At 23.0% G+C, this 24663-nt stretch carries 32 protein-coding genes; 9 read left to right on the top strand and 23 right to left on the bottom strand.

Annotated features, from left to right (window positions below):
- The first annotated feature begins 130 nt into the window (after positions 1 to 130).
- Both hpf and AACK89_RS01795 read left to right on the top strand, forming a co-directional pair.
- Entirely contained in the window at positions 131 to 523 is a 393-nt protein-coding gene (gene hpf / locus AACK89_RS01800; protein ID WP_174480838.1) for a ribosome hibernation-promoting factor, HPF/YfiA family, read from the top strand.
- 298 nt (positions 524 to 821) lie between these two features.
- A protein-coding gene (locus AACK89_RS01795) for an IS3 family transposase (RefSeq protein WP_338977698.1) occupies positions 822 to 1942 on the top strand; the annotation gives its coding sequence in 2 pieces (ribosomal slippage) (positions 822 to 1065 and positions 1065 to 1942; 1122 coding nt in all).
- On the opposite strand, the gene AACK89_RS01790 is transcribed toward AACK89_RS01795, so the two are convergent.
- Positions 1898 to 2410: a hypothetical protein gene (locus AACK89_RS01790; protein ID WP_338978891.1), complete on the bottom strand. Its 513-nt coding sequence runs from the start codon at positions 2408 to 2410 to the stop codon at positions 1898 to 1900. The genes AACK89_RS01795 and AACK89_RS01790 overlap by 45 nt on opposite strands.
- A 345-nt stretch (positions 2411 to 2755) precedes the next feature.
- On the opposite strand from AACK89_RS01790, the gene AACK89_RS01785 reads away from it, so the two are divergent.
- The 7 genes from AACK89_RS01785 (at position 2756) to AACK89_RS01755 (ending at position 8183) form a co-directional block, all read left to right on the top strand.
- The gene (locus AACK89_RS01785) at positions 2756 to 3049 is read left to right on the top strand and encodes a hypothetical protein (protein WP_174481144.1); all 294 of its coding nucleotides are present in this window, start codon (positions 2756 to 2758) and stop codon (positions 3047 to 3049) included.
- Positions 3050 to 3072: 23 nt separating this feature from the next.
- A complete protein-coding gene (locus AACK89_RS01780; RefSeq protein WP_338978890.1) occupies positions 3073 to 4731 on the top strand; it encodes a DAK2 domain-containing protein in 1659 nt (552 codons plus the stop codon).
- A gap of 53 nt (positions 4732 to 4784) precedes the next feature.
- Positions 4785 to 5600: a hypothetical protein gene (locus AACK89_RS01775; RefSeq protein WP_338978888.1), complete on the top strand. Its 816-nt coding sequence runs from the start codon at positions 4785 to 4787 to the stop codon at positions 5598 to 5600.
- Between the two features lie 367 nt (positions 5601 to 5967).
- Complete coding sequence (locus AACK89_RS01770) at positions 5968 to 6246, top strand: hypothetical protein (RefSeq protein ID WP_281748602.1); 279 nt, start codon at positions 5968 to 5970, stop codon at positions 6244 to 6246.
- Between the two features lie 152 nt (positions 6247 to 6398).
- Positions 6399 to 7403, top strand: a complete 1005-nt coding sequence (argF, locus tag AACK89_RS01765; protein ID WP_338974627.1) for an ornithine carbamoyltransferase — start codon at positions 6399 to 6401, stop codon at positions 7401 to 7403.
- A 204-nt stretch (positions 7404 to 7607) separates the two neighbouring features.
- Positions 7608 to 7823 (top strand): hypothetical protein, encoded by a 216-nt coding sequence (locus AACK89_RS01760; RefSeq protein WP_338978886.1) that lies wholly within the window; start codon positions 7608 to 7610, stop codon positions 7821 to 7823.
- Between the two features lie 159 nt (positions 7824 to 7982).
- Positions 7983 to 8183 carry a hypothetical protein gene (locus AACK89_RS01755; protein ID WP_338978884.1) on the top strand — a complete coding sequence of 67 codons (201 nt, stop codon included), beginning with the start codon at positions 7983 to 7985 and terminating at the stop codon, positions 8181 to 8183.
- A 20-nt stretch (positions 8184 to 8203) separates the two neighbouring features.
- On the opposite strand, the gene AACK89_RS01750 is transcribed toward AACK89_RS01755, so the two are convergent.
- From AACK89_RS01750 to polA, 22 genes are all read right to left on the bottom strand, one after another.
- Positions 8204 to 9303 (bottom strand): IS3 family transposase gene (locus tag AACK89_RS01750; protein ID WP_338978882.1). Its coding sequence is split into 2 segments (ribosomal slippage): positions 8204 to 9060 and positions 9060 to 9303, totalling 1101 coding nucleotides; the frame shifts between segments, so codons are not numbered across the junction.
- Positions 9304 to 9372: 69 nt separating this feature from the next.
- Positions 9373 to 10095 carry a hypothetical protein gene (locus tag AACK89_RS01745; RefSeq protein ID WP_338978880.1) on the bottom strand — a complete coding sequence of 241 codons (723 nt, stop codon included), beginning with the start codon at positions 10093 to 10095 and terminating at the stop codon, positions 9373 to 9375.
- Between the two features lie 18 nt (positions 10096 to 10113).
- The gene (locus AACK89_RS01740; RefSeq protein WP_338975874.1) at positions 10114 to 10488 is read right to left on the bottom strand and encodes a hypothetical protein; all 375 of its coding nucleotides are present in this window, start codon (positions 10486 to 10488) and stop codon (positions 10114 to 10116) included.
- Between the two features lie 17 nt (positions 10489 to 10505).
- Positions 10506 to 10691: a hypothetical protein gene (locus AACK89_RS01735; RefSeq protein ID WP_338978879.1), complete on the bottom strand. Its 186-nt coding sequence runs from the start codon at positions 10689 to 10691 to the stop codon at positions 10506 to 10508.
- A gap of 1 nt (position 10692) precedes the next feature.
- The gene (locus tag AACK89_RS01730) at positions 10693 to 10881 is read right to left on the bottom strand and encodes a hypothetical protein (RefSeq protein WP_174481134.1); all 189 of its coding nucleotides are present in this window, start codon (positions 10879 to 10881) and stop codon (positions 10693 to 10695) included.
- A gap of 34 nt (positions 10882 to 10915) precedes the next feature.
- Entirely contained in the window at positions 10916 to 11074 is a 159-nt protein-coding gene (locus AACK89_RS01725; RefSeq protein WP_338978877.1) for a hypothetical protein, read from the bottom strand.
- Positions 11075 to 11090: 16 nt separating this feature from the next.
- Positions 11091 to 11915 carry a hypothetical protein gene (locus AACK89_RS01720; RefSeq protein ID WP_338978875.1) on the bottom strand — a complete coding sequence of 275 codons (825 nt, stop codon included), beginning with the start codon at positions 11913 to 11915 and terminating at the stop codon, positions 11091 to 11093.
- 11 nt (positions 11916 to 11926) lie between these two features.
- Positions 11927 to 12163, bottom strand: coding sequence for a hypothetical protein (locus AACK89_RS01715; RefSeq protein ID WP_174480108.1), 237 nt, complete (start codon positions 12161 to 12163; stop codon positions 11927 to 11929).
- Entirely contained in the window at positions 12163 to 12318 is a 156-nt protein-coding gene (locus AACK89_RS01710) for a hypothetical protein (RefSeq protein ID WP_338978873.1), read from the bottom strand. Before AACK89_RS01710 ends, AACK89_RS01715 begins: the two co-directional genes overlap by 1 nt.
- A gap of 101 nt (positions 12319 to 12419) precedes the next feature.
- Positions 12420 to 12662, bottom strand: a complete 243-nt coding sequence (locus AACK89_RS01705; protein ID WP_338975868.1) for a hypothetical protein — start codon at positions 12660 to 12662, stop codon at positions 12420 to 12422.
- Positions 12663 to 12664: 2 nt separating this feature from the next.
- The gene (locus AACK89_RS01700) at positions 12665 to 12823 is read right to left on the bottom strand and encodes a hypothetical protein (protein ID WP_338975867.1); all 159 of its coding nucleotides are present in this window, start codon (positions 12821 to 12823) and stop codon (positions 12665 to 12667) included.
- Between the two features lie 3 nt (positions 12824 to 12826).
- The gene (locus tag AACK89_RS01695; RefSeq protein ID WP_281748670.1) at positions 12827 to 13120 is read right to left on the bottom strand and encodes a hypothetical protein; all 294 of its coding nucleotides are present in this window, start codon (positions 13118 to 13120) and stop codon (positions 12827 to 12829) included.
- A 2-nt stretch (positions 13121 to 13122) separates the two neighbouring features.
- Positions 13123 to 13566 (bottom strand): hypothetical protein, encoded by a 444-nt coding sequence (locus AACK89_RS01690; protein WP_338978871.1) that lies wholly within the window; start codon positions 13564 to 13566, stop codon positions 13123 to 13125.
- A gap of 8 nt (positions 13567 to 13574) precedes the next feature.
- A complete protein-coding gene (locus AACK89_RS01685; protein WP_281748672.1) occupies positions 13575 to 13778 on the bottom strand; it encodes a hypothetical protein in 204 nt (67 codons plus the stop codon).
- A 134-nt stretch (positions 13779 to 13912) separates the two neighbouring features.
- Positions 13913 to 14431, bottom strand: coding sequence for a hypothetical protein (locus AACK89_RS01680; protein WP_281748673.1), 519 nt, complete (start codon positions 14429 to 14431; stop codon positions 13913 to 13915).
- A 1225-nt stretch (positions 14432 to 15656) separates the two neighbouring features.
- Positions 15657 to 16313 (bottom strand): hypothetical protein, encoded by a 657-nt coding sequence (locus AACK89_RS01675; protein ID WP_338974634.1) that lies wholly within the window; start codon positions 16311 to 16313, stop codon positions 15657 to 15659.
- Positions 16314 to 16322: 9 nt separating this feature from the next.
- Positions 16323 to 17513 (bottom strand): phosphoglycerate kinase, encoded by a 1191-nt coding sequence (locus tag AACK89_RS01670; RefSeq protein ID WP_338978870.1) that lies wholly within the window; start codon positions 17511 to 17513, stop codon positions 16323 to 16325.
- A gap of 126 nt (positions 17514 to 17639) precedes the next feature.
- Positions 17640 to 18647, bottom strand: coding sequence for a type I glyceraldehyde-3-phosphate dehydrogenase (gap, locus tag AACK89_RS01665; RefSeq protein ID WP_338978868.1), 1008 nt, complete (start codon positions 18645 to 18647; stop codon positions 17640 to 17642).
- A gap of 190 nt (positions 18648 to 18837) precedes the next feature.
- Positions 18838 to 19767: an ATP-binding protein gene (locus AACK89_RS01660; protein ID WP_281748610.1), complete on the bottom strand. Its 930-nt coding sequence runs from the start codon at positions 19765 to 19767 to the stop codon at positions 18838 to 18840.
- A 45-nt stretch (positions 19768 to 19812) separates the two neighbouring features.
- Positions 19813 to 20934 (bottom strand): DnaD domain protein, encoded by a 1122-nt coding sequence (locus tag AACK89_RS01655; RefSeq protein ID WP_338978866.1) that lies wholly within the window; start codon positions 20932 to 20934, stop codon positions 19813 to 19815.
- Between the two features lie 173 nt (positions 20935 to 21107).
- Positions 21108 to 21938: a DNA-formamidopyrimidine glycosylase gene (gene mutM, locus AACK89_RS01650; protein ID WP_338962004.1), complete on the bottom strand. Its 831-nt coding sequence runs from the start codon at positions 21936 to 21938 to the stop codon at positions 21108 to 21110.
- A gap of 67 nt (positions 21939 to 22005) precedes the next feature.
- Positions 22006 to 24630, bottom strand: coding sequence for a DNA polymerase I (gene polA / locus AACK89_RS01645; protein ID WP_338978863.1), 2625 nt, complete (start codon positions 24628 to 24630; stop codon positions 22006 to 22008).
- Positions 24631 to 24663: the final 33 nt, after the last annotated feature.

Genomic DNA, 24663 nt, shown 5'->3' with positions numbered 1-24663 from the left:
GCATATTATAAATATAATTGGTATTTTGCTTAGTTGTTAATAATTTAAATTTAATTACACTATTATCTTTTAAAATTTATTTGTTTATGGGAAAATGTATATAATAATTAAAAGATAGGAGCAATTAATCATGCAAGTTATTGTCCATGGAAAAAATATTAATATTACTTATGAAATTAAAAATGCTGTTGATAAAAATTTTAATTATTTACAAGAAAAGTATTCTAAATATATTAAAAAAGATATGATTGCTAAAGTTGGTATTGAAAGAAATAGTAATCATACATATAATATTTCCGTTCATATTCAGTTATTAAATAATAATTTTTTACAGTGTTTAGTAGAAAATCACGATCTTTATGTTGGCATTAATAAAACATTGGTTCCGTTGGAAAAACAATTAAGTCGTTTAAAAACTGTTGCTGATAAAACTGGTGCTGAAAGCGTTGGTCAATTTATAACTAAAGAAATTCTTGATGATAATAGTGAAGTTATTATTGACGTAACAGAAAATAAAGATTAAAGAAAACGTTTATGAAAGTATACAATTATTAGCATTAGTTTTTTAGGGAAATGTTTAGTAATCTGTGTAACTCACTCTTTCTAGTCATTTAATTATATTTACTAGAATTAATTAAACATAGTTATTTTTGTAAGTTACACAGATTACTAAACATTTCCTTTCTTTTTTTGTTATCTTTAATTCTAAAATGTTTGATATAGTTATAGTAATAAAAAATATAATTGGATGGGTTACACTTTATTGGACACTAATTACGTAGACAAGTGAACAAATTAGTGAAAAGAAAGGAACTATAATTATGGCCAATATTAACTCATATTCAGATGAATTTAAAAAACAAATAGTAGCTTTATATCAAAGTGGTAAGTCAGTGTCTTGTCTTGCTAAAGAGTACAATGTTACAAGAGCAGCTACTTACAATTGAATTAAGCAATTTACTAATTCAGGCAGTTTTAAAACTAAAGATAATCGTTCTGTTGAAGAAAATGAATTAATTAAATTAAGAAAAGAATTAAAACAGTTACGAATGGAAAATGACATTTTAAAGCAAGCAGCACTAATAATAGGCAGAAAATAGAAATTATTGCTAAAAATAAAGTTAAATATAAAATTCGTAAAATGTGTCGTTTTTTAAAAATTTCTAAATCAACATATTATTTTAATTTAAATAAAAAAGAAGATAAAATTAAAAATAATATGTATGATGAAGCTGTTATTAGTGCTTTTAAAGAAAATAAAGAAGTTTATGGAACAAGAAGATTAAAAGTTGTTCTAGAAAATAAAGGAATTTATTTATCAAGACGAAAAATTAAAAAAATTATGAATAAACATAATTTAATATCAAAATACACTAAATTATCATTCAAAAATCATAATAACAGAGTTAATAATAGTCAAGTAACAAATCTTGTTAATAGAAATTTTAATAATAGGGTTAAAAATGAAGTTATTGTCAGTGATTTAACTTATGTTCAAGTTAATGGCAAATGAAACTATATTTGCCTATTAATAGACTTATTTAACCGCGAAATTATTGGACATAGTGTTGGATTTAAAAAAGATGCATCATTAGTATATCAAGCATTTATGCAATCAAATCGCTGTTTAAAAAATATACAAATATTTCATAGTGATCGCGGTAATGAATTTAATAATAAAATTATTAATAATCTTTTATTAGCATTCAACATTAATCGTTCTTTAAGCAAAAAAGGTTGTCCTTATGACAATGCTGTTGCTGAAGCAACTTTCAAAACTTTTAAGACCGAATTTATCAATGATAAAAATTTTACATCATTAATCCAATTAAAATTAGAATTATTTGATTATATCAATTGATACAACAACATAAGAATCCACAGCACTTTAAACTACTTAACCCCCATTAAATATCAAACACAAATGTCCACCAAAAAATAGTCCTAAAAAGGGTTGCCATTCCAAATAGAGATTTTTAAAAGTATTAATAATTTTTTTTGTATATTTTTCAATAAAAAAATCACTAATATCACTATTAGTTGCGTTATCTTTTATACAAATTTTATAAAAAATTATAGTTAAAGTAGTTGTATTATTAAATACTTCACTTACTTCTTTTTCAATTTCTTTTGTTAATTTTTTATTTATTGTTATTAGTGGAATTTTAATTTTATGATGTATATCATAAAATTCTTTTATTAATGTTTCTAAATCCATATTTTTTGTTTTATTAAATTCATTAGCAATTTTTTCATTAGTCAAAAATGTAATAAATTTTTGATCTAGAAACCCATTGACTGTTGTATAAAAATATATTATTTTTTCTATTAAAGTTTTGAATATATATTCACAAAAAACTTTAGCATATTCAGTGGGATCTGGTAAATAATTAGTAGATATTTTTAACATATTTATTGTTCCTTTCAAAATTATTAAATTTTATTATTTTCTATTATATAATGTTTAAGTATAAAAATAAGACAGTTAAGAATAAGTAATTATTTAATTATTATTGTATTAATATTAATTTTTAAAATTATAGATAGTATTTTATATTTAATAATTAGGTAGTTTAGTTTTTCTTAATTATGTTTTTATATAGAAAAAACCATTATCAATATATAATATCTTTATCTTTAAGATTATTATTGTCTTGATATATTATATTAGGTATAATGTAAGAGACTATAAAAATTATAAGAGATTTTATTTTATATAAATTTAATTTATTATTAATATAATAGGGGTGATTATGTGGAAAAAGATAAAGATATTATGAACATTATTAAAAAAGCATTATCAGAAAGTATTTTATCTGTCCCAGGTGTTGCCAATATTTATGAAAAAGATAATAATTATGGAATTAAAGTTAACAAGTCTGATTTAGGTTGAATTATTGATATTAATATAGTTTGTTTTTTTAATAATAATATTTGAAATATTATGAATCAAACTCAGAAAAATTTAAAATATATTGTTGAAAAGATTATTAAACATCAAGACTATATAGTACTTAACATTTTTGTTCATGATTTAATTGAAGAATAAAAGAAAATATAAGGTGAAATTAAATGAAAAAAATTGATATTAAAACCTTAAAAGTTATGCTTATTAGCGGTGCTAATAATCTTTATAATCATCATTTTGAAGTTGATAAATTAAATGTTTTCCCCGTACCTGATGGTGATACTGGAACAAATATGAATTTAACAATGATGAATGGTATAAAAGAATTAAATGGCAAAGAATATGATAGTTTAAAAACATTTGCTACTACTTTTTCTCGTGGTTTAATGATGGGTGCGCGTGGTAATTCTGGAGTTATTTTATCTCAAATTTTTCGTGGTTTTTTTCAAACTATAAAAACAAAAGATTTAAAAAATGATTTCATTAGTAATGAGGATTTATTAAAATCTTGAAAAAGTGCACAAGATTATGCATATCGTGCAGTTATGAAACCAGTAGAAGGTACTATTCTTACTATTATTAAAGATGGTGCTAGTTATATTAATGAATTAGAAATAACAGGCAAAGATTCGCTTTATATTTTTGAAAAATTACTAGAAGGAATGAATGAATCGTTAAAAAGAACACCTGATTTATTGCCAATTTTAAAAAAAGTAGGAGTTGTTGATTCGGGTGGTGCTGGTTTAGTTTATATTGTTGAAGGTATGGTGTATGGTTTAAAGCATGGTAAAGCTATTTCACCAAAGAAAAAATTAGAACAACAAGATACAGCAAAATTAGAAATGGTTTTAAATCAAGAAAACTTTGGTTATTGTTCAGAAGTTATTGTAAAACTAAATAAAGTTAGTAAGTTAGATTTTAATTTAAGCAAAATACGAACTGATTTAGAAACAATGGATGGTCAATCAATAGTTTTAGTAGATGATGAAGATTTAATTAAAGTTCATGTTCATACTTTAAAACCGGGTCAAATTTTAAATTATTTTCAGAAATTTGGTGAAATTTTAAAAGTAAAAATTGAAAATATGACGGAACAGGCAAAAGCACATACACAAACTATTAAACCAATTCGTAAATTAAATAATAAATTTGCTTTAATTGCTGCTGTTCCCGGTAGAGGAATTGAAACCTTTTTTAGAGATGAATTAAAGGTTAATAATATTATTATGTATTCAAAAAGAATTAATCCATCAACAGATGACTTTTTAAAGGCAATTGAAATTGTCGATGCAAAAAATGTTTTTATTTTACCAAATGATAGTAATTTATTTTTAGCAGCAGAACAAGCAAGAAAATTAGAAAAAAAATCAAAAGTTTTTGTATTACCTGCTAAAAATATTGCTCAAGGTATGCGTGCTGCTTTAAATTTTAATCCTGAATTAAGTGCAAAAGAAAATAATAAAAATATGTGAAGTGAAATTAAATATGCTGCTTTTGGTTATATAACAGTTGCTGATCGTGATGTTGAAATAGATGGTATTAAAATTGGAAAAAAACACTTTTTTTCTGCTGTTAGTTTTCGTAATAAAGATGGTAAAGAAAAAATTATTGCTTCAAATGAAAATTTATTTAATGTAATTAAAGTATTGTTTACTAAATTAATTTGAGATGGTGCAGAAATAATTACTATTTTTAAAGGTAAAGGTTATTCAAAAGATCAAATTAATTTTATGAAAAAAATTTTAGATGAAGATTATGATATTGAATATGAAATTGTTGATGGTGATCAAGAAGTTTATAACTTTCTTTTCGTGGTGGAATAATACTATGTTATAATATTGTAGACTCTATTCAAATAGTTAGAAAGGAGAAGATTATGACTAATTTATTATTATCCTCAGTTAATCCAAATGATCCAAAGACTTGATCAACTAGTTTAATTGTTTTAGCAAGCTTAGTGGCTATTGTTGGTATAATTTTGTTTGTTGTTACTATGATTTGATTTTTCACTTGAATTAAGTATTCTTGATTCCATCCTGAAAATAGTGCTAATTTAACTGGTGGCGAGTTATCTCAAAAATATTTAAAAACATACGGTATTAATGCAAAAAGAATAAAATTTAAGGGATTTGGTAATATTAATAGTATTACTGTTGAACCTAGGTTTTTTTATTTAAGGCCATATTTATTTAATAATGGTAATTTTACTTTAAGATTATTACCATGAACTTATCACCGTCGTTCTATTTATACTTTAGCAATGGCAATGGAAAGTACTTGGGCAGTAAGTAGTTCAAATAGTAGTCGTTTTAATACTTTTTGATGAGATTTTTCTCGTAAAATAACATTATTTTTTGTTTTAATTCCTTTTGCACTTGCTATTCTATTTGCTCTTTCACCTGCTAATTCTTGAATTACTTTATCAGCAGCGAGCGCCAATATACTTTCAATTGTTTTATCAATTTTAGGTAGTATTTTATTAATTCTTTTTTCTTCAATGCAAATGATTTTTTATGCTAAATCAAGAAAAGAAATTTGTCAAAATCTTGTTGGTATTTTAAATGAAAAAGAAATACGTGCTATTAGTTGAATTTTCCAAATTAAGTTTATTTATTACTTGATTCGTATGATTTATGAAATATTACAACTTATTTTACGTATTGTGATGTATACACAGCAAAATGAGAAATAATAAAAATTTGTACCTATAATTTAGGTACAAATTTTAAATTTAAAATTATATTAAGTTTTATTGATAAAACATTATTTTCAAAACTTTTATAAAATATTCTATTTTAGTAAGTTTTAAAGTTTTGTTTTTTTAATTTTACATTTAATTACTAAACTAATATTTTTCATTTTCATTTATTATTGTATATTTAAAATTTTATTTTGATAGTTTTAAATTTTAAATATACAATAAAATACACTTATTAATTTAATATATATATATATTCATTAGTAATTTTTTGTATATGTATTGCAAAAATATAAAAAAAGGTTTTAAATGTTAACTATGAGAGAGAAAAAAGAATATTTTAAGTTAAGGAGAATACTGAATGCAAAGTAAGTCTGCTATTAATATATATTCAAAAATTAATAAATTAAAAATAGTTTTATTACTTGCTAAAATTTTTATCAGAAATGGTATTGGAGTATTTTATATTAAAAAGTTTGTTGTAACGAGTATTATCCAAGATAAAAAAATATGTTCTTACTTAATCAATCAAATTTTGAAAGAATGGAATTCTAAAAAAGAATATATTATTTCACTAGAAAAATATTTAAAACAACTTTCAGTTCAACAATTTATTAACAAAATAATTACTTGCTGTTAATAAATTTGAGTTAAAAATTAAATATAATAATACATATCCATTTTTATGAAATTACTAATTCTGAATTGTCATGTGGCCAGAGTGTTGCCCATATTGTATATCAATGTTAAATTAAATAAAGATATTAGGAACTGAAAGGAAGAAAACATATCATGGCTATTAATTTAAAAGGCAGAAATTTTATTTGTTTATTAGATTTTACTTCAGAAGAAATTTATTACTTATTAGAATTAGCTGCTACTTTAAAAATTGCAAAACAAAAAGGAATAGAAAAACAGCCGTTAAAAGGCTATAGTGTTGCTTTATTATATCGAAAAGATTCATTACGAACAAGAAGCGCGTTTGAAGTTGCTGCTTGTGATTTAGGAATGCATTCAACATATTTTGATCCAACTAGTAGTAAATTAGGAATTAAAGAATCAATTGTTGATACCGCTAAATTTCTTGGTAGAATTTATAATGGTATTCAATTTCGTGGATATAAACAAACTGATGTTGAAGAATTAGCTGAAAATGCCGGTGTTCCAATATGAAATGGCTTAACTGATTTATATCATCCAACACAAATGCTAGCCGATATTATGACAATTCAAGAGTGTAAAAAAAATAAAGATGTTAAAGGTATTAAATTTGTTTATTTTGGAGATGCTCGTTTTAATATGGCTAATAGTTATATGATTATTAGTGCAAAATTAGGAATGAATTTAGTAATCTGTGCTAATAAAAATTTATGACCATATCCTCAACTATTAAAACAATGTCAAGAAATTGCTCAAGAAACGGGTGGCTCTATTATTTTAACAGAAGATTATAAAACAGCAAGTAAAGATGCTGACGTAGTTGCTACTGATGTTTGAACATCTGTATCTGAAGATAAAGTTTTATTAAAACAACGAATTAAAGAATTAATGCCATATCAAGTTAATAATGAAAAAATGAAAATTGCAAAATCAGATGTTATATTTTTACATTCTTTACCAAGTTTTCATGATGGTAATACACAAATTACTCAAGATATTGTTAAACAATATGGTGGAACAGGTGAATTAGAAGTTACTGATGAAGTATTTCGATCTTCTGCATCAAAGGTATTTCAACAATCAGAAAATTGTTTACATACTATTAAAGCTGTAATGTTAGCAACTTTGAAAGGATAATATATGAGATTATATTAAAAATGAAAAGAAGTTTTAATTATTTTATTATTTAATAAACTTATTTCCATTAATTAGTTTTTATTATTTTTATTTTAGAATATTAAATATATTAATTAATTGTTTATTAAAATATTAATGTTAGTTTTTATGTTAAGATATTAGTAATTAATTTTATTAACTCAAATTAAAAAATAGGAGTAAATTATGATAAGACAAGAAGGAATATCAGAAGATAGTAGACAACAATTAATATATAATTATCAAGGATTAAATATATGAAAAAAAGTGAGTATTATTGGTAGTGGGTTTTTGCTTAGTACAATACCAGGAATTGGTATAACATATTTATGTAATGAAAAAATTGTTAAAGCACTTGGTAGTAATGAAAAGGGAGATTGTCAAAAATCCGGAATAAATTAATTCATATAGTCTTATTATATTTCAGACAAGAAATAATTTGGATTTTTATGAAATTGTACATTCATATTACTATTTTTTAAAAAATATTTCAACTAAAATACTTATAATTAAGTTTAGTAAGTGTTAAAATTATGAAGTAAAATTAAGGAGAATTTAAAAATGAAAATTAAAGCACTTAAAAAATTACAGTTATTAACTGTATTATTATTTATTTTTACTATTTTAACTTTAATTATAGGATTAATATTAATAGATTTTAGTCATTTTAATCTTTTTTATTTAAACAAAAAATTAAATTGTATTGATGGATTTTATATGTTAAAACACTTTCAATTAAGTTGGAATGGCAACCCTTTTTAGGACTATTTTTTGGTAGACATTTATTTTTGATAATTAACTGGAGTTAAGTAGTTTAAAGTGCTGTGAATTCTTATCTTGTTATATCAGTTGATGTAATCAAATAATTCTAATTTTAATTGGATTAATGATGTAAAATTTTTATCATTAATAAATTCAATTTTGAAAGTTTTAAAAGTTGCTTCAGCAACAGCGTTATCATAAGGACAACCTTTTTTGCTTAAAGAGCGATTAATATTGAATGCTAGTAAAAGTTTATCAATAATTTTATTATTAAATTCATTACCGCGATCACTATGAAATATTTGAATATCTTTTAAACAACGATTTGAGTGCATAAATGCTTGATGTACTAATGATGCATCTTTTTTAGTACCTACACTATGTCCAATAATTTCGCGGTTAAATAGGTCAATTAATAGGCAAATATAGTTTCATTTACCATTAACTTGAACATAAGTTAAATCACTAACAATAACTTCATTTTTAAGCCTATTATTAAAGTTTCTATTAACGATATTGGTTATTTGACTATCGTTGACTTTATTATGATGATTTTTGAATGATAATTTAGTGTATTTTGATATTAAATTATGTTTATTCATAATTTCTTTAATTTTTCTGCGTGACAAATAAATATTCTTTTCTTTTAGAACAACTTTTAATCTTCTTGTTCCATAAACTTCTTTATTTTCTTTAAAAGCACTAATAACAGCTTCATCATAAATATTATTTTGTTTTTTTTCTTTTTCCTTTAAATTAAAATAATATGTTGATTTAGAAAGTTTTAAAAAACGACACATTGTGCGAATTTTATATTTAACTTTATTTTTAGCAATAATTTCTATTTTCTGCCTATTATTAGTGCTGCTTGCTTTAAAATATCATTTTCCATTCGTAACTGTTTTAATTCTTTTCTTAATTTAATTAATTCATTTTCTTCAATAGAACGATTATCTTTAGTTTTAAAACTGCCTGAATTAGTAAATTGCTTAATTCAATTATAAGTAGCTTCTCTTGTAACATTGTACTCTTTAGCAAGACAAGACACTGACTTACCGCTTTGATATAAAGCTACTATTTGTTTTTTAAATTCATCGGTATATGAGTTAATATTGGCCATAATTATAGTTCCTTTCTTTTAACTAATTTGTTCACTTGTCTACGTAATTAGTGTCCAATAAAGTGTAACCTATCCAGTTGCTAAAATAAAGGTCATTAATTGTTGTTCATTTTTATCATTAGTAAAAATCATATAATCATCAAGAACGATTTCACATAGTACACCTTTTACATATAAATTATTTCCATTTAAACGTAATTGTTGAGCTAACTGATTATCGGTAATTAAACCTTTATTATCTGCTAAATAAACTAAACTATCATAAAGACCATTAGTAATAAAAAATTTACTATTTGCAATGTTTCTAAATTGAAACAAAGTATTTCAAGCAGATAACATTGATTTTAAATAGCCTACTGGTGTTGTATCTTCAATATCGATTTTAGTAGCAAATTTTGCAATTGCTTGTGTATCATCAATTGCCAATTTATCTGCTAAATCATTTGCAACTTCATATTGCATACTATTTAATAAATTTTGTCCATTATTTGCTTTTAAATCTACATCTGCAATAATTTCTCCTGCAAGATATTTTTTAGTTATTTTTTTACTAATTTTATCTGTATCAACATATGGTAATTCATATCTTTTACTTTTATCATCTCAAGCAATAATTTTTACTTCTGGTTTTTTTGGTTTTTTAACAATAAACTCAATATTTACTGAGTCAACAATTTCAGTAGGGAAAAAGTTTGCCCATGGACTATTTGAAATTTTAAAAAACTCTATAAATTCTGGTGCTTCTACTAATCTCTCTGTATTGTCTAAATTTTGATTAAATGGTACTGACATTTTATTTCTTCCTTTCGTTTATAAATAATTTTTCTTTTTATAATTAATTAAAAAATTTTCTTTATCATTTGTTTTATTATTAATAATTATTTGTTTATTGCCACCTGTATTAATTGTTTCTTTAAATACTGGTTGTTCTTTAATCATTTTTTTAATAGTTTCTTCAATTTTTGAATTTTCTAAATTATGAGTTTTAAATTTTAAATAATCATAAAATTCAGTTTTAACTTGATATTTTTTAAATATATTAATTATTTCTTTTTCTTTAATTTCTTGATTAAGTTTATTTAACTTATTTTCTGCTTCATTAACTTTATTTTCTATTTCTTGTTGAGCATTATTTTCAGTTAAAGGTTCAGTTGTTTGTTGAACATTATCTTCATTTTCTAACATTTAACATTCTCCTAATCTTATCCCAAAAATCAATCTTTAACTAATTGTGGCATTTCACTTATTAATTTTTTATAATCATTAACTGCATTTTCTAATGTATCAATATCAGTAAATTTAAAACAATTATCAATATGTAAATCAAAATCTCTATCAATACTGATATCTTGTTTTCTATATTTTTCATTAAATTCAATTTTTGTCATATTATTTTTCTCCTTTATTAATCTTTTCATTTAATTTTGCTAATTTTTTTTGATGTTTTATAATTTTGTTATTTGCTCTAACATGTTTTGGAGTTGTGATAAATCTTTTTAATAAAACAATAATTTCTCTGCAAATTAATGTTCCAACACTTGTTCCAATAATTATTAATTCATGTAAAAATTCTTTCATCTGAATATTTTCCTTTCAATTGTTTATTTTTTAATTATTCATCAAATTGACCACCATTAATTCTTTCAATCATTGATTGTGAATTACTTACAACTTCTACTAATAAAGATAGTTTTCTTTCTAATTCTTCTATTTGTTCGTTATATGTTTTTATTTCATTATTATAATATTCAAGTATTTTTTCTTTATTCATAAATTATTCACCTCCTTTATAAACTCATGTGATTATAATCTCAATTTAATGAAGCATTATCATGATTTAATGGTACTTCGCTCATATTATCACTACCATATTGACTGGTTGTTTCACTATTAATTGTGAATCTATTATCATTTACTAATCTTGCAGTTTCATCATTAAATGATGTTTCTTGCATTTCTTCATTATGATGTGTAGTTTCCATAGGTAGTAAATTATGGATTATTTCACTTCCACCAGCAACAATAGTAGGAATTGCATAAGCATTATTAAAATCATTATTTATACCCATTGCTACACCACTTGATATTAAGCATCCACCAGTTGCCATATTACAAATCTTTCTTATTGCTTCAAATTTATTAGGTATTAACTCAGTTAATCCACTAATAAGATTTGATATACCATAAGCATTTAAACTAATATATGTATCTCAATCCATTAATGACTGATGTTCTTGTTTATCTAATAGTAATCATGGAGGACCCTCAGTTGTAGTTGTAGTAGTTATTGGAGTTGGTGTTGTTGGAATAATTGGAGTAATATTATTTTCTGTTCATTTACTATAATTTGCTAAACCAATAGTCCCTAATCCTAGTAATATTTTTTTAGAACTATTAATTAATTTAGTTTTAGTATTTGGTCTTTGATTTAAATTTCATATATCTAAACCTAATTTTTTACCAAATAATAAACTATTAATTGAACCTAATAATGGATTACTTATTACTTGACCATAATAAGCACTTGTACCAATCATTGCACAAATAGGACTTATACCAGTTCTAATTAATTTTGTTAATGTATAATTTGATTGTGTATTTTCATTTGGCATTTTATTCTCCTTTAATTTTCTAATTTTTTAATTGTTACTTTAATTCAACCTTGATAAACATCATTATCACCAACTATTAATGCAACATTACTTTCGGGGTCAGAAACAATTATGTGTTTTGATTTAACATTTGGATATTGTCTTAAAATAATTGCTCTAATATCATTACTTGTATGAATTGCTTTTGGAAATGGTGATAATATTTCAATTTCATCTTTATTTTCAAACAAAGTAGGTAATATAATCATTAGTCAAATTCTCCATTTTGAATTTTTTCTTGTAATTTCATTATTAATTTAAGTTTTCAATTACTAATATTAATCTTAATTTCATCACTCATATCATCTTTAAGTAATTCAATAAATTCATTATCAAGATAATAAATTAATTTTTCTTTATTCATAATTTAACCTTTCTTTCCTAACTCTTTTATTTTGTTTTTGTTTACATAAGTTATTACATTTATGAGCAAAAACTCTACCATAACAACATTTATTATTCTTTTTAATTTTTATTATCATTATAAAATTCATTACTTTCTAAATATTCTAATATATTTGCATAAGTATCTGCTTTTGATTGAAATCATTTGTCTTCAACTTGATTAAAATTATTATAAAATTCAGATAAAAAAGATACTAATTTTTCTTTATTAATACAATTTTCATGTAATAATTTATCTTCTTTAATACTTTCAATTTTACCTATTTCATTAAATACTCATTGTTCTAACTCTTCTTTATTCATTATTATTTCTCCTTAGTTTTAATTTGATTAGAAATTTCACTTAATATTTTTAATACTTTATATTCATTTTTTAATTCTTTAATAATAAATATTAAAAATATTATTAGTGTTATGCTTGTTATTAATATTGGTACTATTAATAAAATTTTTCATAATATCATTTTTTACTCTTTTCATTTTTTAAATCATTTAACATTAATTGAACAAAATGCACGATTTTTAGCAATATTTAAAGTATTAAAAATTTGACCAGTTACTATAATTTCATCATTTTTGTTTAATAAAATACAGCGTCTATAAAATTTTGGGTTGTTAAAAATTAAAGTAACATAGTTTAATCCATTTCATTGACCTCTAACACTATAATATAATTCTTTATTACCTTTTTCGTAATATTTTGCTTCAATAGTATTACTTAGTTTTACTGTTAATTTGACATAATTTGCTTTATCTTTCATGTTTATAATTTCCTTAAATAATTATCAAAAATTAATATTTTTTTATGATTTTTTAAATAATATTGAATATGCTTATAAGCATCTTGTTCATGTTTTGTTAATTTTATATTTCCTTTATAATTTGTTATTTTATTTTTATTTTTTGGTTGGTTTTCTAGATAATCTCAGTTGAAAACATCTTGAACTAATACCATTAATGCACCAATGATTTTGGGCGTTGATAATGGATTAGTTAGTAATTGTTTTGAATTTAAAAAGAAATTTTCTACAATAACTAATATTTTTTTATCAATAAATTTTTCTTTATACATATTTTTAGTTCATAAAACAGTTAATGTATTGAATGTTTCATTAAAAACAATATTATTAGTTTCATTTGAATATATAACAATTCCATTATTACCAATTCCAGCGGGGTCAATTCCAATAATTAAATCATATTGCATTAATTAAGTTAACCTCTAATAACTGTTTTAATAATTTCTAAATCACAATTACATCAACAATATTTACATTCTTCAATAAATTCTTTATGACCACAAACTAAATTATCTTTTTTTAAATCATCAATCAGTTTAATTAGTCCTATTTTAAATTCAATATCATCACTGTCTGGTATGCAAATCGTTCCTCTTTTAGTTAAATATTCTTTATCCATATTTATACCTCCTACTTAACCTAATATTTAAAATACAGTCATAACAAATCGCTTTACTATTTTTATCTCTTAAAAAATATTTTCTTGTTTTTATATCATTAGTATTAAAGAATAAATAATCTAATTTATTTTGTTTACATGTTCAACAAAAATATTTTTTCATTGTGAGTTGAAATTTCCTTATAAGAAGTAACTAGATAATTAATTGGTAAATCATCATGTTTATATGGATTATTTATTTTAAAACCTTTTCTGTTTTCTTCTCACGTAATGTTATATTTAAAGCAAGGATTAGTAATTTTAGTTTTGTTATCTGTTATTTCACCCATAAATCAACTATTATGCTGTTCATAAAATTTTAATGGTTCAAGTTTTATATCATTAAGATAATATTCTTTTGGAGCAGTTGGTTTATTAACAGTTATTTTTTGGTCTTTAATATATGGTTCTAATAATTTTATTAATTCATTACCACTTAATTCTCTTTTAATATTTTCTAAATTAAAAACTCAATATGTGTAACTGTTATCAACAATAAAAGAATTATTTTTAATCATTCATTTTGGAAGTGATAATTTATATTCAACATAATCAATAAGAATAGATTGTGGTTTATCTTTAACAATTTGTTCTTTTTTAAATTCTATTTGCATAATAATCCTTTCCTAATATGTTCTGTTGCTTCTAGCATAAAGAACATATATTTTGATGTTTAGATTATTAATACTACTACTATTCGTTTTATTAATTTCATCAATTCTGGGCTCAAAAATAAATTGTGAAATTTTAAAAAGAAATCGAGGCATTCGATTCAATATTTATTTAATTTGTGTTAAACAAATTAATATTTTAATTGAACCGGCACCGCTCAATTTTTTTTTACAAGTTTGAAATTTATTTTTGAGCCCAAAAATTTTTTCAAAAAAATAAAAAATAAAACCAACACTTGCTCACTTGGTAGTGGCAAGGTTGGTTAAATAAAGAATAGAATTAATACAATAGGTCACTACAACAGGTCTATATATACTAGTTTCCAATTCGCTCCCACCCCAAGAATTACCATTAAATGGTTAGTATATTTTATTAGGTATCACTCCACTTTTTATTTATCCATGCAAGTCCACATGCTAGCTACTATTTTTAACAACTGTGTTGTAGTTCACTTTTTTAGTTTCCTAACACGTGTTGATAATAGCGTTAAAGAGGGTTATTAAAAATTTTAAAATTTTACAATTACAAAAAAAGACAAGATTATTTCTTGTCTTTTCCTTAATAACTTTGAGAATAATTTTTATTTTTTTTAAATGTATATTTTTTAAAATACGTCGAATATAAATTTAAAAATTTAAGGGTTAAAGAGAGTAATTTTGTCTAATTTTCATTATTTTTCAAATAATTCATTTTTGGAAATAAGTTACTAATATGATAATTAATTATTTCGTAAATTTGACAACCGCCCAAATAATGGAATAATTAATATTCATAATTTAAATAAAAAACTTGGATTAAAATATTTCATTTTAACACCCCTTTCAAAATAATAATTAATAAAAATATATCTAAAATTATGTATTTATTTTAACATTTTTTTATTTTTCTTAAGATATTTACTTTTATAATAATAAATATGGTATATAATTTAAAGCAAGATTACTATACTTTTATAAATGAGATTTAAATATATATTATAGTTTTATCGCTATAACTAGGTATTAACCACTAAGTTTATTTTTAATTTGTATTTTGGATAATAGAAATTTATTTAATCATCAATTATTAATAAATTTTAAGTTTAAATTTAATTAAAAATAATAAAAAAAGTATCAAATTTACACTTGTGGTAAAAATTGATACTTAAATAAAATAATTTTATTTTATTTAAAACATTAAATCAGAAAATGGAAAACAAGATTTAAATAGGGTAATATATTTAATAGTTTTTTGTTCATTATAATTTAATTCTGTATTTAATGTCATTAATTGCTTACGAAATTTTTCATAAAACATTGTTCAAAATAATCAACTTATAGTAATAATAAGTAAACTAAGGAAACTAAAAATTGCTAATATTTCCTTGTTAATATTATTATTTTGAGTTGGAATATAATACAATAAAGCACAAATAATAGTAATAATAACACCATTTATAAAAAATAAATTAATAATTGGTAGAGCTAAATTACTTCATTTTTGAGAATTATTTTTTCACTTAATAACAAGTACACTACTTAAAGTTTGATATTTATTTCAAGTAGTGGTTTCATTAAAATCACGACTTTTTAATTTTAAAATATTTTTTTTAAAATTATAGTTAAGATATTTAAAAGTAAATTTACTTTTAACTATTTGACAATTAATATTTTCATTGGATAATGCTTGTTGATAGCTAGGTTTTAATTTAGTATCATTTTTTTTACTTTTTAAAATAATAATTAATCAAAAAATAAATTGGAATAATTGAAATATTAAAACCATCGCAATTAAAAATAAACTAATAAGAATAAAAACACTTGTTGTTTGATCTTGAGTAATCATATATTTTCACTATTTATTTTCTATAGCATTAATACCAGGTAAATCCTTACCTTCTAGATATTCTAATGAAGCACCTCCACCAGTTGAAATGTGGCTAAATTTATTTTCATATCCAAATTTAACTGCTGCTGCTGCACTATCACCACCGCCAATTAGTGTAAATGCACCTTTTAATTGTGAAATAGTTTTACAAATATTTTTTGTTCCATTAACAAAGTTACTCATTTCAAAAACTCCTAATGGTCCATTTCAAAAAACAGTTTTAGCATTAATTAAAGTATTTTCAAATAATTTAATTGTTTTTGGACCAATATCCATTCCTTCATATCCATCATGAATATTTTCATTAGTAGTAATTTTACCTTTGATGTCCTTAAATTCCGGAGCAATTACAAAGTCAATAGGTAGTATTAATTTTTCTTTTCCTAATTCAATAATTTCTTTAGCAATATCAATTTTATCTTTTTCTAATAATGAATCACCAATTTTATAATTCAATGCTTTCATAAAAGTATAAGCCATACCACCACCAACAAGAACTTTATCAGCTTTTGTTAATAATTGTTTGATAACATCAATTTTATCTGATACTTTAGCACCACCAAGTACTGCTATAAAAGGATGTTCTGGATTAACGGTGATTTTATTAAGCATTGTTAATTCTTTTTCAATTAATAAACCAACACAACTATTTTTGATATTAGTAGCAATACCAACATTAGATGCATGAGCACGGTGTGCAGTACCAAAAGCATCATTAACAAATACATCACCTAAATGTGCTCAATATTTACCTAATTCGGGATTATTAGTAGATTCTTTATTACCATTTAAATCTTCAAAACGAGTATTTTCTATTAAAAGTAATTCTTTGTTTTTAAGATTATTAATAGCTGTTTCAAGATTTGTACCACGAGTTTCATTAATGAATATTACATTTTCTTTTAAGATTTCACTTAGTCTTTTTGCAACAGGCGCTAAAGTATTCTTCGCTTTATCAGCTTCAGATTTAATTCTTCCAAGATGTGATAACATGATTATTTTTGCATCTTGATTTTGTAAATACTTAATAGTTTCGATGCTTGCTTTTATTCTTGTATCATCGGTAATTTTATTATTTTCTAATGGTACATTGAAGTCAAAACGAACAATAACTTTTTTATTTTTAAAATCAAGATCCTTTAATGTTTTTTTATTCATATAATTTTCATCTCCTTTTTTCATATTATAATTTTAATATATTTTTAAAACGATTAATAAAAATGCATCTTGTAATTGGTAAGATGCATTTTTGTAGTTTAATATTTTAATTAAACTATTTAAAAATTATTTTAGCTTTGCTAAGTGTATTACTGTTCTTACTAATTGTGATACATATGACATTTCATTATCATATCAAGCAAAAACTTTAACAATTTGTTTGCCTTCAACTTCAATAACTTTTGTTAATGTTGCATCAAAAATTGAACCAAAACTTGAACCAATAATATCAGTTGAAACAATTGGATCTTCATTATAAGCAAATGATTCGCTACTATGTTTTTTCATTGCTGCATTAACTTGTTCAACAGTAACATTTTTCTTTAATTCAATTGTTAAATCAACAATTGAACCAGTAATGATTGGAACACGCATTGCTGAACCATCTAGTTTTCCTTTAACAGAAGGGATAACTAAACCAATAGCTGCAGCAGCACCTGTAGCTGCAGGAACAATATTAGACATAGCACTACGTCCTCTTCTGAAATCTGAATGTTCTAAGTCTAGTAAACGTTGGTCATTGGTTGCAGCATGAACTGTTGTCATTCATCCTTTAATAATTCCAAATTCTGATTCTAGAGCATGAACAACAGGAGCAAGACAATTAGTAGTACATGAAGCACCAGAAATAATATTATCAGTACTTTTTAGAATATCATGGTTAACATTATAAACAATAGTTTTTAAGTCTCCCTTAGCTGGTGCTGAAATCACAACTTTTTTAGCTCCAGCATCAATATGTGCTTGTGCTAATTCTTTTGTTGTAAAACGTCCAGTTGCTTCAATTACGATATCAACAGCATTGGCTTTTCATGGTAATGCTTTTGGGTCTTTTTCTTGACAAACTTTAATTATTTTACCATTAACATTAATAGTATTTTTTGATTTGTCTGCTTTGATTTTTCCGTGTTTTCAAGTTCTATGTGCTGAATCATATTGTAATAGATATGCTATGGCTTCTACATTTCCTAAATCATTGATAGCAACAATATCAATTTCTTTTTTGTCAAATAATTGACGGAAGGCAAGGCGGCCAATGCGCCCAAATCCATTAATTGCAATTTTAATTGCCATTATTAAGTCACTCCTTTTGTGTGTTTGTTTTTTATATTGATTAATGACTAGGTATATTATAAACAAATATTGTTAATATTTGTCATAAAATATGGATTTATTTATAAAACATTTATTTTATTAGTAAATTATTTCCTTTATTTTAATTATAGTTTTCATTATTTTATTTTTTTATGAAAAATACTATATTTTATATTGGTATATATTCTATTTCATTATTAATATTGTCAATATTATTATTTTCAATTGTAGTTTGTGATTCTTCAACAGTTAATTCAATTGGTATAGTTAAAGTTTGAATACGTTCTAATAAGCGTTTAACTTTAATTTCTTCTGATTTACTATTTTTTAAATAATAATGTTGATATAGTTCACTAATGCTATAGTTAGAATTAATAAATGTAGTTTTTAATGGTAAAATTCGTGCATTAAGAATACTAAATAATAATTCATCACGCTCTCAAGCGCTAACGGTTTCACCGCCTAAATCATCAATAAATAATAAGTCACATGATTTTAATTGTTCAATTTGCTGATTAGTATCAGTATCATTTTTAAAACTTTTTTTAATGTCCATAACAAATTCAGGTCATACAATAAAACAAACAGTTTGATTTTTTTGAATTAATTTATTCGCAAATAAGATAAAAATAAAAGTTTTGCCACTACCTGTGTCACCATATAAGTATAAACCTTGATAACTTTTGTGTTTTAAAGATTGATGTAAATACTGGATGATTTCTTTTCTTGCATTAGTTGAGGCATTAAAATTTTTACTTCATGAAAGTGATAAAAGTTTATCATCATAGTATTTAATTAAAAAATTATTATGTACTTGTTGTTGGACAGATCTATTAATAGAATGAAGACAATCCGTTAGTACTAAACTTATTTTTTGATTAGGTAACATTACTAGTTTATAACGATATCCTTTAACATTTTGTAGACATTTGCTAAGATTTTCTCGTTTTTTACATAAATTGTAGCTATCAATATAAGTTTTTAATAATTCAACATATGGTTCTAGTTTGCTGTTAGTTAAGTTGTTTTTTTTAATAAAGTCATGAAGTTCAGCATTGTTAATGTTTTCTTTTAAGATAGTTGTCGCTTTAAGTTTCATGATAATCATTTCCTTACTTAATAATAGTGTCTTTTAATAATTAAATTAATGGGCATCAAATTCCTTTAAAATATTCTTTATTTCTTCTTGAGTTAATGTTATATCTTTTTTATTAATATTATCAACCTTATATTTTTTAATTAATTTTTTATTGAAATTATTTGTTGTTGATTGTTCTGTAGTAGATCATAATGATTCTTGTTGAAATTGTTGCTGTGGATTTTTTTTGCTACGAGCATAAGCAAGTTTTAAATGAGATAAAGCATCATCAATAGTATTAATTTGATTTTCTTGAAAGGTTTCAGCAATTTTAATAATATAGTTTGGTTCTAAACGTTTATTATTTTTAAATCAAACATATTCAATTAAGCAGTTAATTACAGCATTATTTAATTGAAAGTTATTAGTTAATATTTCTAATGTTGTTTTTAATTTATCAGTTGGTATTTTACCAGTTAAATTTTTTAAATATTCTTCAGGTAATTTTTGTTGCATTAAATTTAATATGGTATTAATAACATTAGAATTATCTTTAGATATAATTGTATTACCATTAGAATTTAAATTAACTTTCATAGTGTTAATTTGATTTTTATTTTGAAATGAATAAATTGGTCTAGAGATTGATGTTTGTTCTTGTTTAGCATAAATATTATTAAGTGCTGTTTTTAATTTTAAAGATTGAGGGATAGTATTTTCCTGTTGAGTAATATTAACATAATTTTCTGTAATTTCAATATCATTTTTCAAAAAATAAAATTTTTGTCTTTCGTAATTTAAAGTTCCTAATTGTTTAAGTAGTTCTGAGTTTAAATGGGTATTAGCAAAAAAATCATCAGCAGATAAGGGAGAACACAATTGATAAATGTAAGTAGATTTTAAAGAATAGTAGTAAGTATTAATAAGGTTAACAGATTCAAGTTGTTGGAAAGCAACAAGTAATTGAGTGGAAGTTATTTTTAATAAAGATTTAATTCGTCCGTGATTGAAATCAAGATTAATACGTTTTGTTAATAACTTTTCTTGAACTAAAGTTAAATATAAATTTATTGCTTCAATACCAATTATTGGTTGATATAACATAAATAAAATTTGGTAATCTTCGTTACTAATATATTCTGATTGGTTCAACTTAAAAATATCAATATCATTTATTGTTCTGTTCATATTCATTCCCTAACTTTCTTTTTACTATCCATTTCTTTCATGGTATGATAATTATATGCACATAAAGAATATAAATAAAGTGAAATGATTAAAACACATACTTATCCACATTTATTCCACTTTTTTTTATTAAAAATATTCTTTATTAATATATACTTTTGAGTTTTCCACAGTTAATATTTAATTTGACAGTGATTACAAAAGTAAGTTCCGCGAAGGTTTATTTTTATTTTTTTGATAATAGTATGGCATTTAAAACAAGGCATTTTTGCTCTAGTATGAACTTGTAATTCTTGTTGATAGTAACCTGTTACACCAAGGCTTGAAGTATAACTACTAATTGTTGATCCGCCAAGTTTTATTGATTTATTAAGCACAAATTTTGCTTTATTAATGATTTCTTGTAATTGTTTAAGTGTTAAGTTTTTAGTAATACTTTGCGGATGGATACTAGCATAAAATAATACTTCATCTGCATAAATATTTCCTAAACCACTCATAACATTTTGTTCTAATAATGTTGCTTTAATACTTTGACTTTTATTTTTTCATTTATTTTTTAAATATTCAGCAGTAACATTTTTATTAAAAGGTTCTGGACCAATATTAATATAAGGTTTTATTTTTTGATATTCATTTTTAGTTTGTAAATGAAAGGTTCCAAACTGTCTTGTGTCATGATATCTTAATTCGTATTTATTGTCTAATTCTAATATTAATAAGACATGTTTTCAATTTATTGATTGATTATTTTGTTGAAAATAATATTTTCCTTCCATTCGTAAATGACTTAATAATACATAATCATCTAATATAAATATTAATAATTTACCAACTCTTTGAACATCATTTATTGTTTGTCCAATAATTTGTTTTGTGAATTGTTCAATACTTGGTGTTTTGATAATTTTATTTAAAAGAATTCTAACACCAATAATTTTATGATTAGTTAAAAGTGGTTGTAAAGTTTTGCGAACAGTTTCAACTTCGGGTAATTCTGGCATTTTTATTTTCCTTCCAATAAAATATAATAAACTAATTTATTTTAAATATTAATAAATTTTTAAAAATTTATTTTAATTCAAATCAGTTATCACCAATACTAGTATTAATTAATAAGGGAACTTTTAATTTAGTAACATTAGACATAATTTTAGTAATTTTAGTAATAACATCATTAACTTTATTATCTTCAACTTCAAAAATTAATTCATCATGAATTTGTGCAATTAATATTGCATCAATATTTTGTTTTTTTATTTCTTTATAAATTTTATTCATTGCTAATTTTAAAATATCAGCAGCACTACCTTGAATTGGCATGTTCATTGCTATTCGTTTACCAAAATTTTGAATCACCTTATTTTTATTTGTAATTTCCATTACTTCTCTTCTACGATTAAAAATTGTTTGAACGTATCCATTTTTTTCACAAAAATCAATTATATTATTAATATAACTTTTAATTTTTGGAAAAACCGAAAAATATTTATTAATAAACATTTTAGCATCTTCAACTTTAATTCCTATTTGTTGTGATAAACCAAAACTAGAAATGCCATAAACAATTCCAAAATTAATAGCTTTTGCATTTTGTCTTTGTTCGTTAGTAACTTCTGCTAAAGGTATATTTAATATTTTACTTGCAGTTTCGCGATGAATATCATGCTTTTGTTGAAAAGATTTAATTAAATTTTCATCTTCACTAATATGAGCTAATATTCTTAATTCAATTTGCGAATAATCACAGGATAGTATTTTAGTATGTGGTTTGCTTGGAATAAAGATTTTGCGAACTTCTCTTTGCTCTTTATCGCGAATACTAATATTTTGCATATTAGGATCTAATGAAGATAACCTGCCAGTACTGGTTTGCACTTGATTATAAATGCTATGAATTTTACCATCATCAAAAATATATTTTTGTAAACCAAGTAAGTAAGTGGAATATAATTTTTGTAATTTACGATATTCTAAAAGAATATCGATAATTGGATGTTGATTTTTTAAACTAATTAAAACTTCAAAAGCAGTACTACCTTTTTTATAATTAGGTAATTTTAATTCTTTAAATAAGTATTCACTAATTTGTTTTGGTGAATTTGGATTTAAATTACTATTACTTTCTTTTTTAATTTGTAATTCTAAATCTTGGATTTTTAGTAAAGTTTTATCAGTTAGTAGTTTTAATTTTTTTTGATCAATGTTAACACCATTACACTCCATATTTACTAATACAAAAGCAGCAGGTAGTTCAATCTCTTGATATAAATTTCAGTTATTAGTATCTTTTAATTTTTTTATAAGAATGAGATGAGAATCTGTTAAAAAATTTAATTTTTTTTCTAAAAAAATAGCTATTTCTTTTTCATCATTGGGAATATTTTTTTTAATACCTTTGCCATAGAAATCATCAGCGCTTAAATTATCTTTAACATTGACATTGAGCATAACAGCAATGTTTTCTGGTAATATTTTTTCATTAGCATAAAGAAGGTAAGCAGCTAACATATGGTCAAAAATAATATTATTTATTATTAATTTTAAACGTAGTCCTGCGATAATAACCTTTTTTAAATCTCAAGTTATTTTTTGTAGTTTTTTATTTTGTAAGAAATGTTGAAAATTAGAACAATTAATTGCATTGATTTTATTAATATAAAATGTTCCTTTTTTATTTTTAATACCAAAACCAATAATATTATCACGATTATAATTATCACCAAAAATTTCTAATCATAAGTAATTTGAATCACAATTTCATTCTTGACTTCACTTATTTATAATTTGAACGTGAGATGTACTATTTTTATTAGTTTTAGGATTAGTGTCTTGTGTTAATAAAGAGTTCATATTATATTGTTTGTAAAAGTCTTGTAACTTTTCATTATTTAAATTTTCAACATTATAATTAAACGTTTCTAAATTACCAGTAATTGGTGTATTTAAATTAAGTTGTGCTAGTTGTTTACAAATAATACCATTATTAAAGTTAAGTTTAATTAGTTTACTAACATTTGGTTTTAATTGTTCTACATTTTCAATAATATTTTCTAATGTGTCATATTCTTTTAATAAACTAATAGCAGTTTTTTGACCAATTCCTTTAATGCCAGGTAAATTATCAGAACTATCACCCATTAATCCCTTTAAATCGGTAACTTGATAAGGTAATAATTCATATTCTGATTGAAATGTAGAAATAGTAATAACCTTTAAATCACTCATCCCTTTTTGTGGATTAAGAATTTTAATATTGTTATCTAATAGTTGTAATAAATCTTTATCACTACTCATAATATCAATTTGATAATTACTAGCAACTTTATTTTTAACAATGCTGCCAATAATATCATCAGCTTCATAATTATTTATTTGTCCCCAAGGAATTTGTGCTAAGTCTAAAAATATTTTAACTAAATTAAATTGTTCAATTAACTCAACCGGAGTTTCACTTCTTTTTCCTTTATATGTTGCTAAAGTTTCATGGCGAAATGTTTTACGACCAGCATCAAATGCAACAAAAACACTAGCATAGTTGTTAGATTTTAAGTACTTAGTCAGCATTCTAATAAAAGCATAGACGGCATTAGTTGGAATACCCTGTAGCGAATGTAGATTAACTCCTTGGTATGCAGTAGCATAATATGCTTTAAATAATAAATTGTTACCATCAATAATTAATGCTTTTTTCATTTATTCACCTAATTTCATAAAATTATTATAACA

It is taken from the genome of Spiroplasma endosymbiont of Panzeria rudis (genome assembly GCF_964019705.1).
Classification (GTDB): Bacteria; Bacillota_I; Bacilli_A; order Mycoplasmatales; family VBWQ01; genus Spiroplasma_E; species Spiroplasma_E ixodetis_A.
Note: the sequence above shows the minus strand (reverse complement) of the source record. Positions and strands in the feature narration are given on the sequence as shown.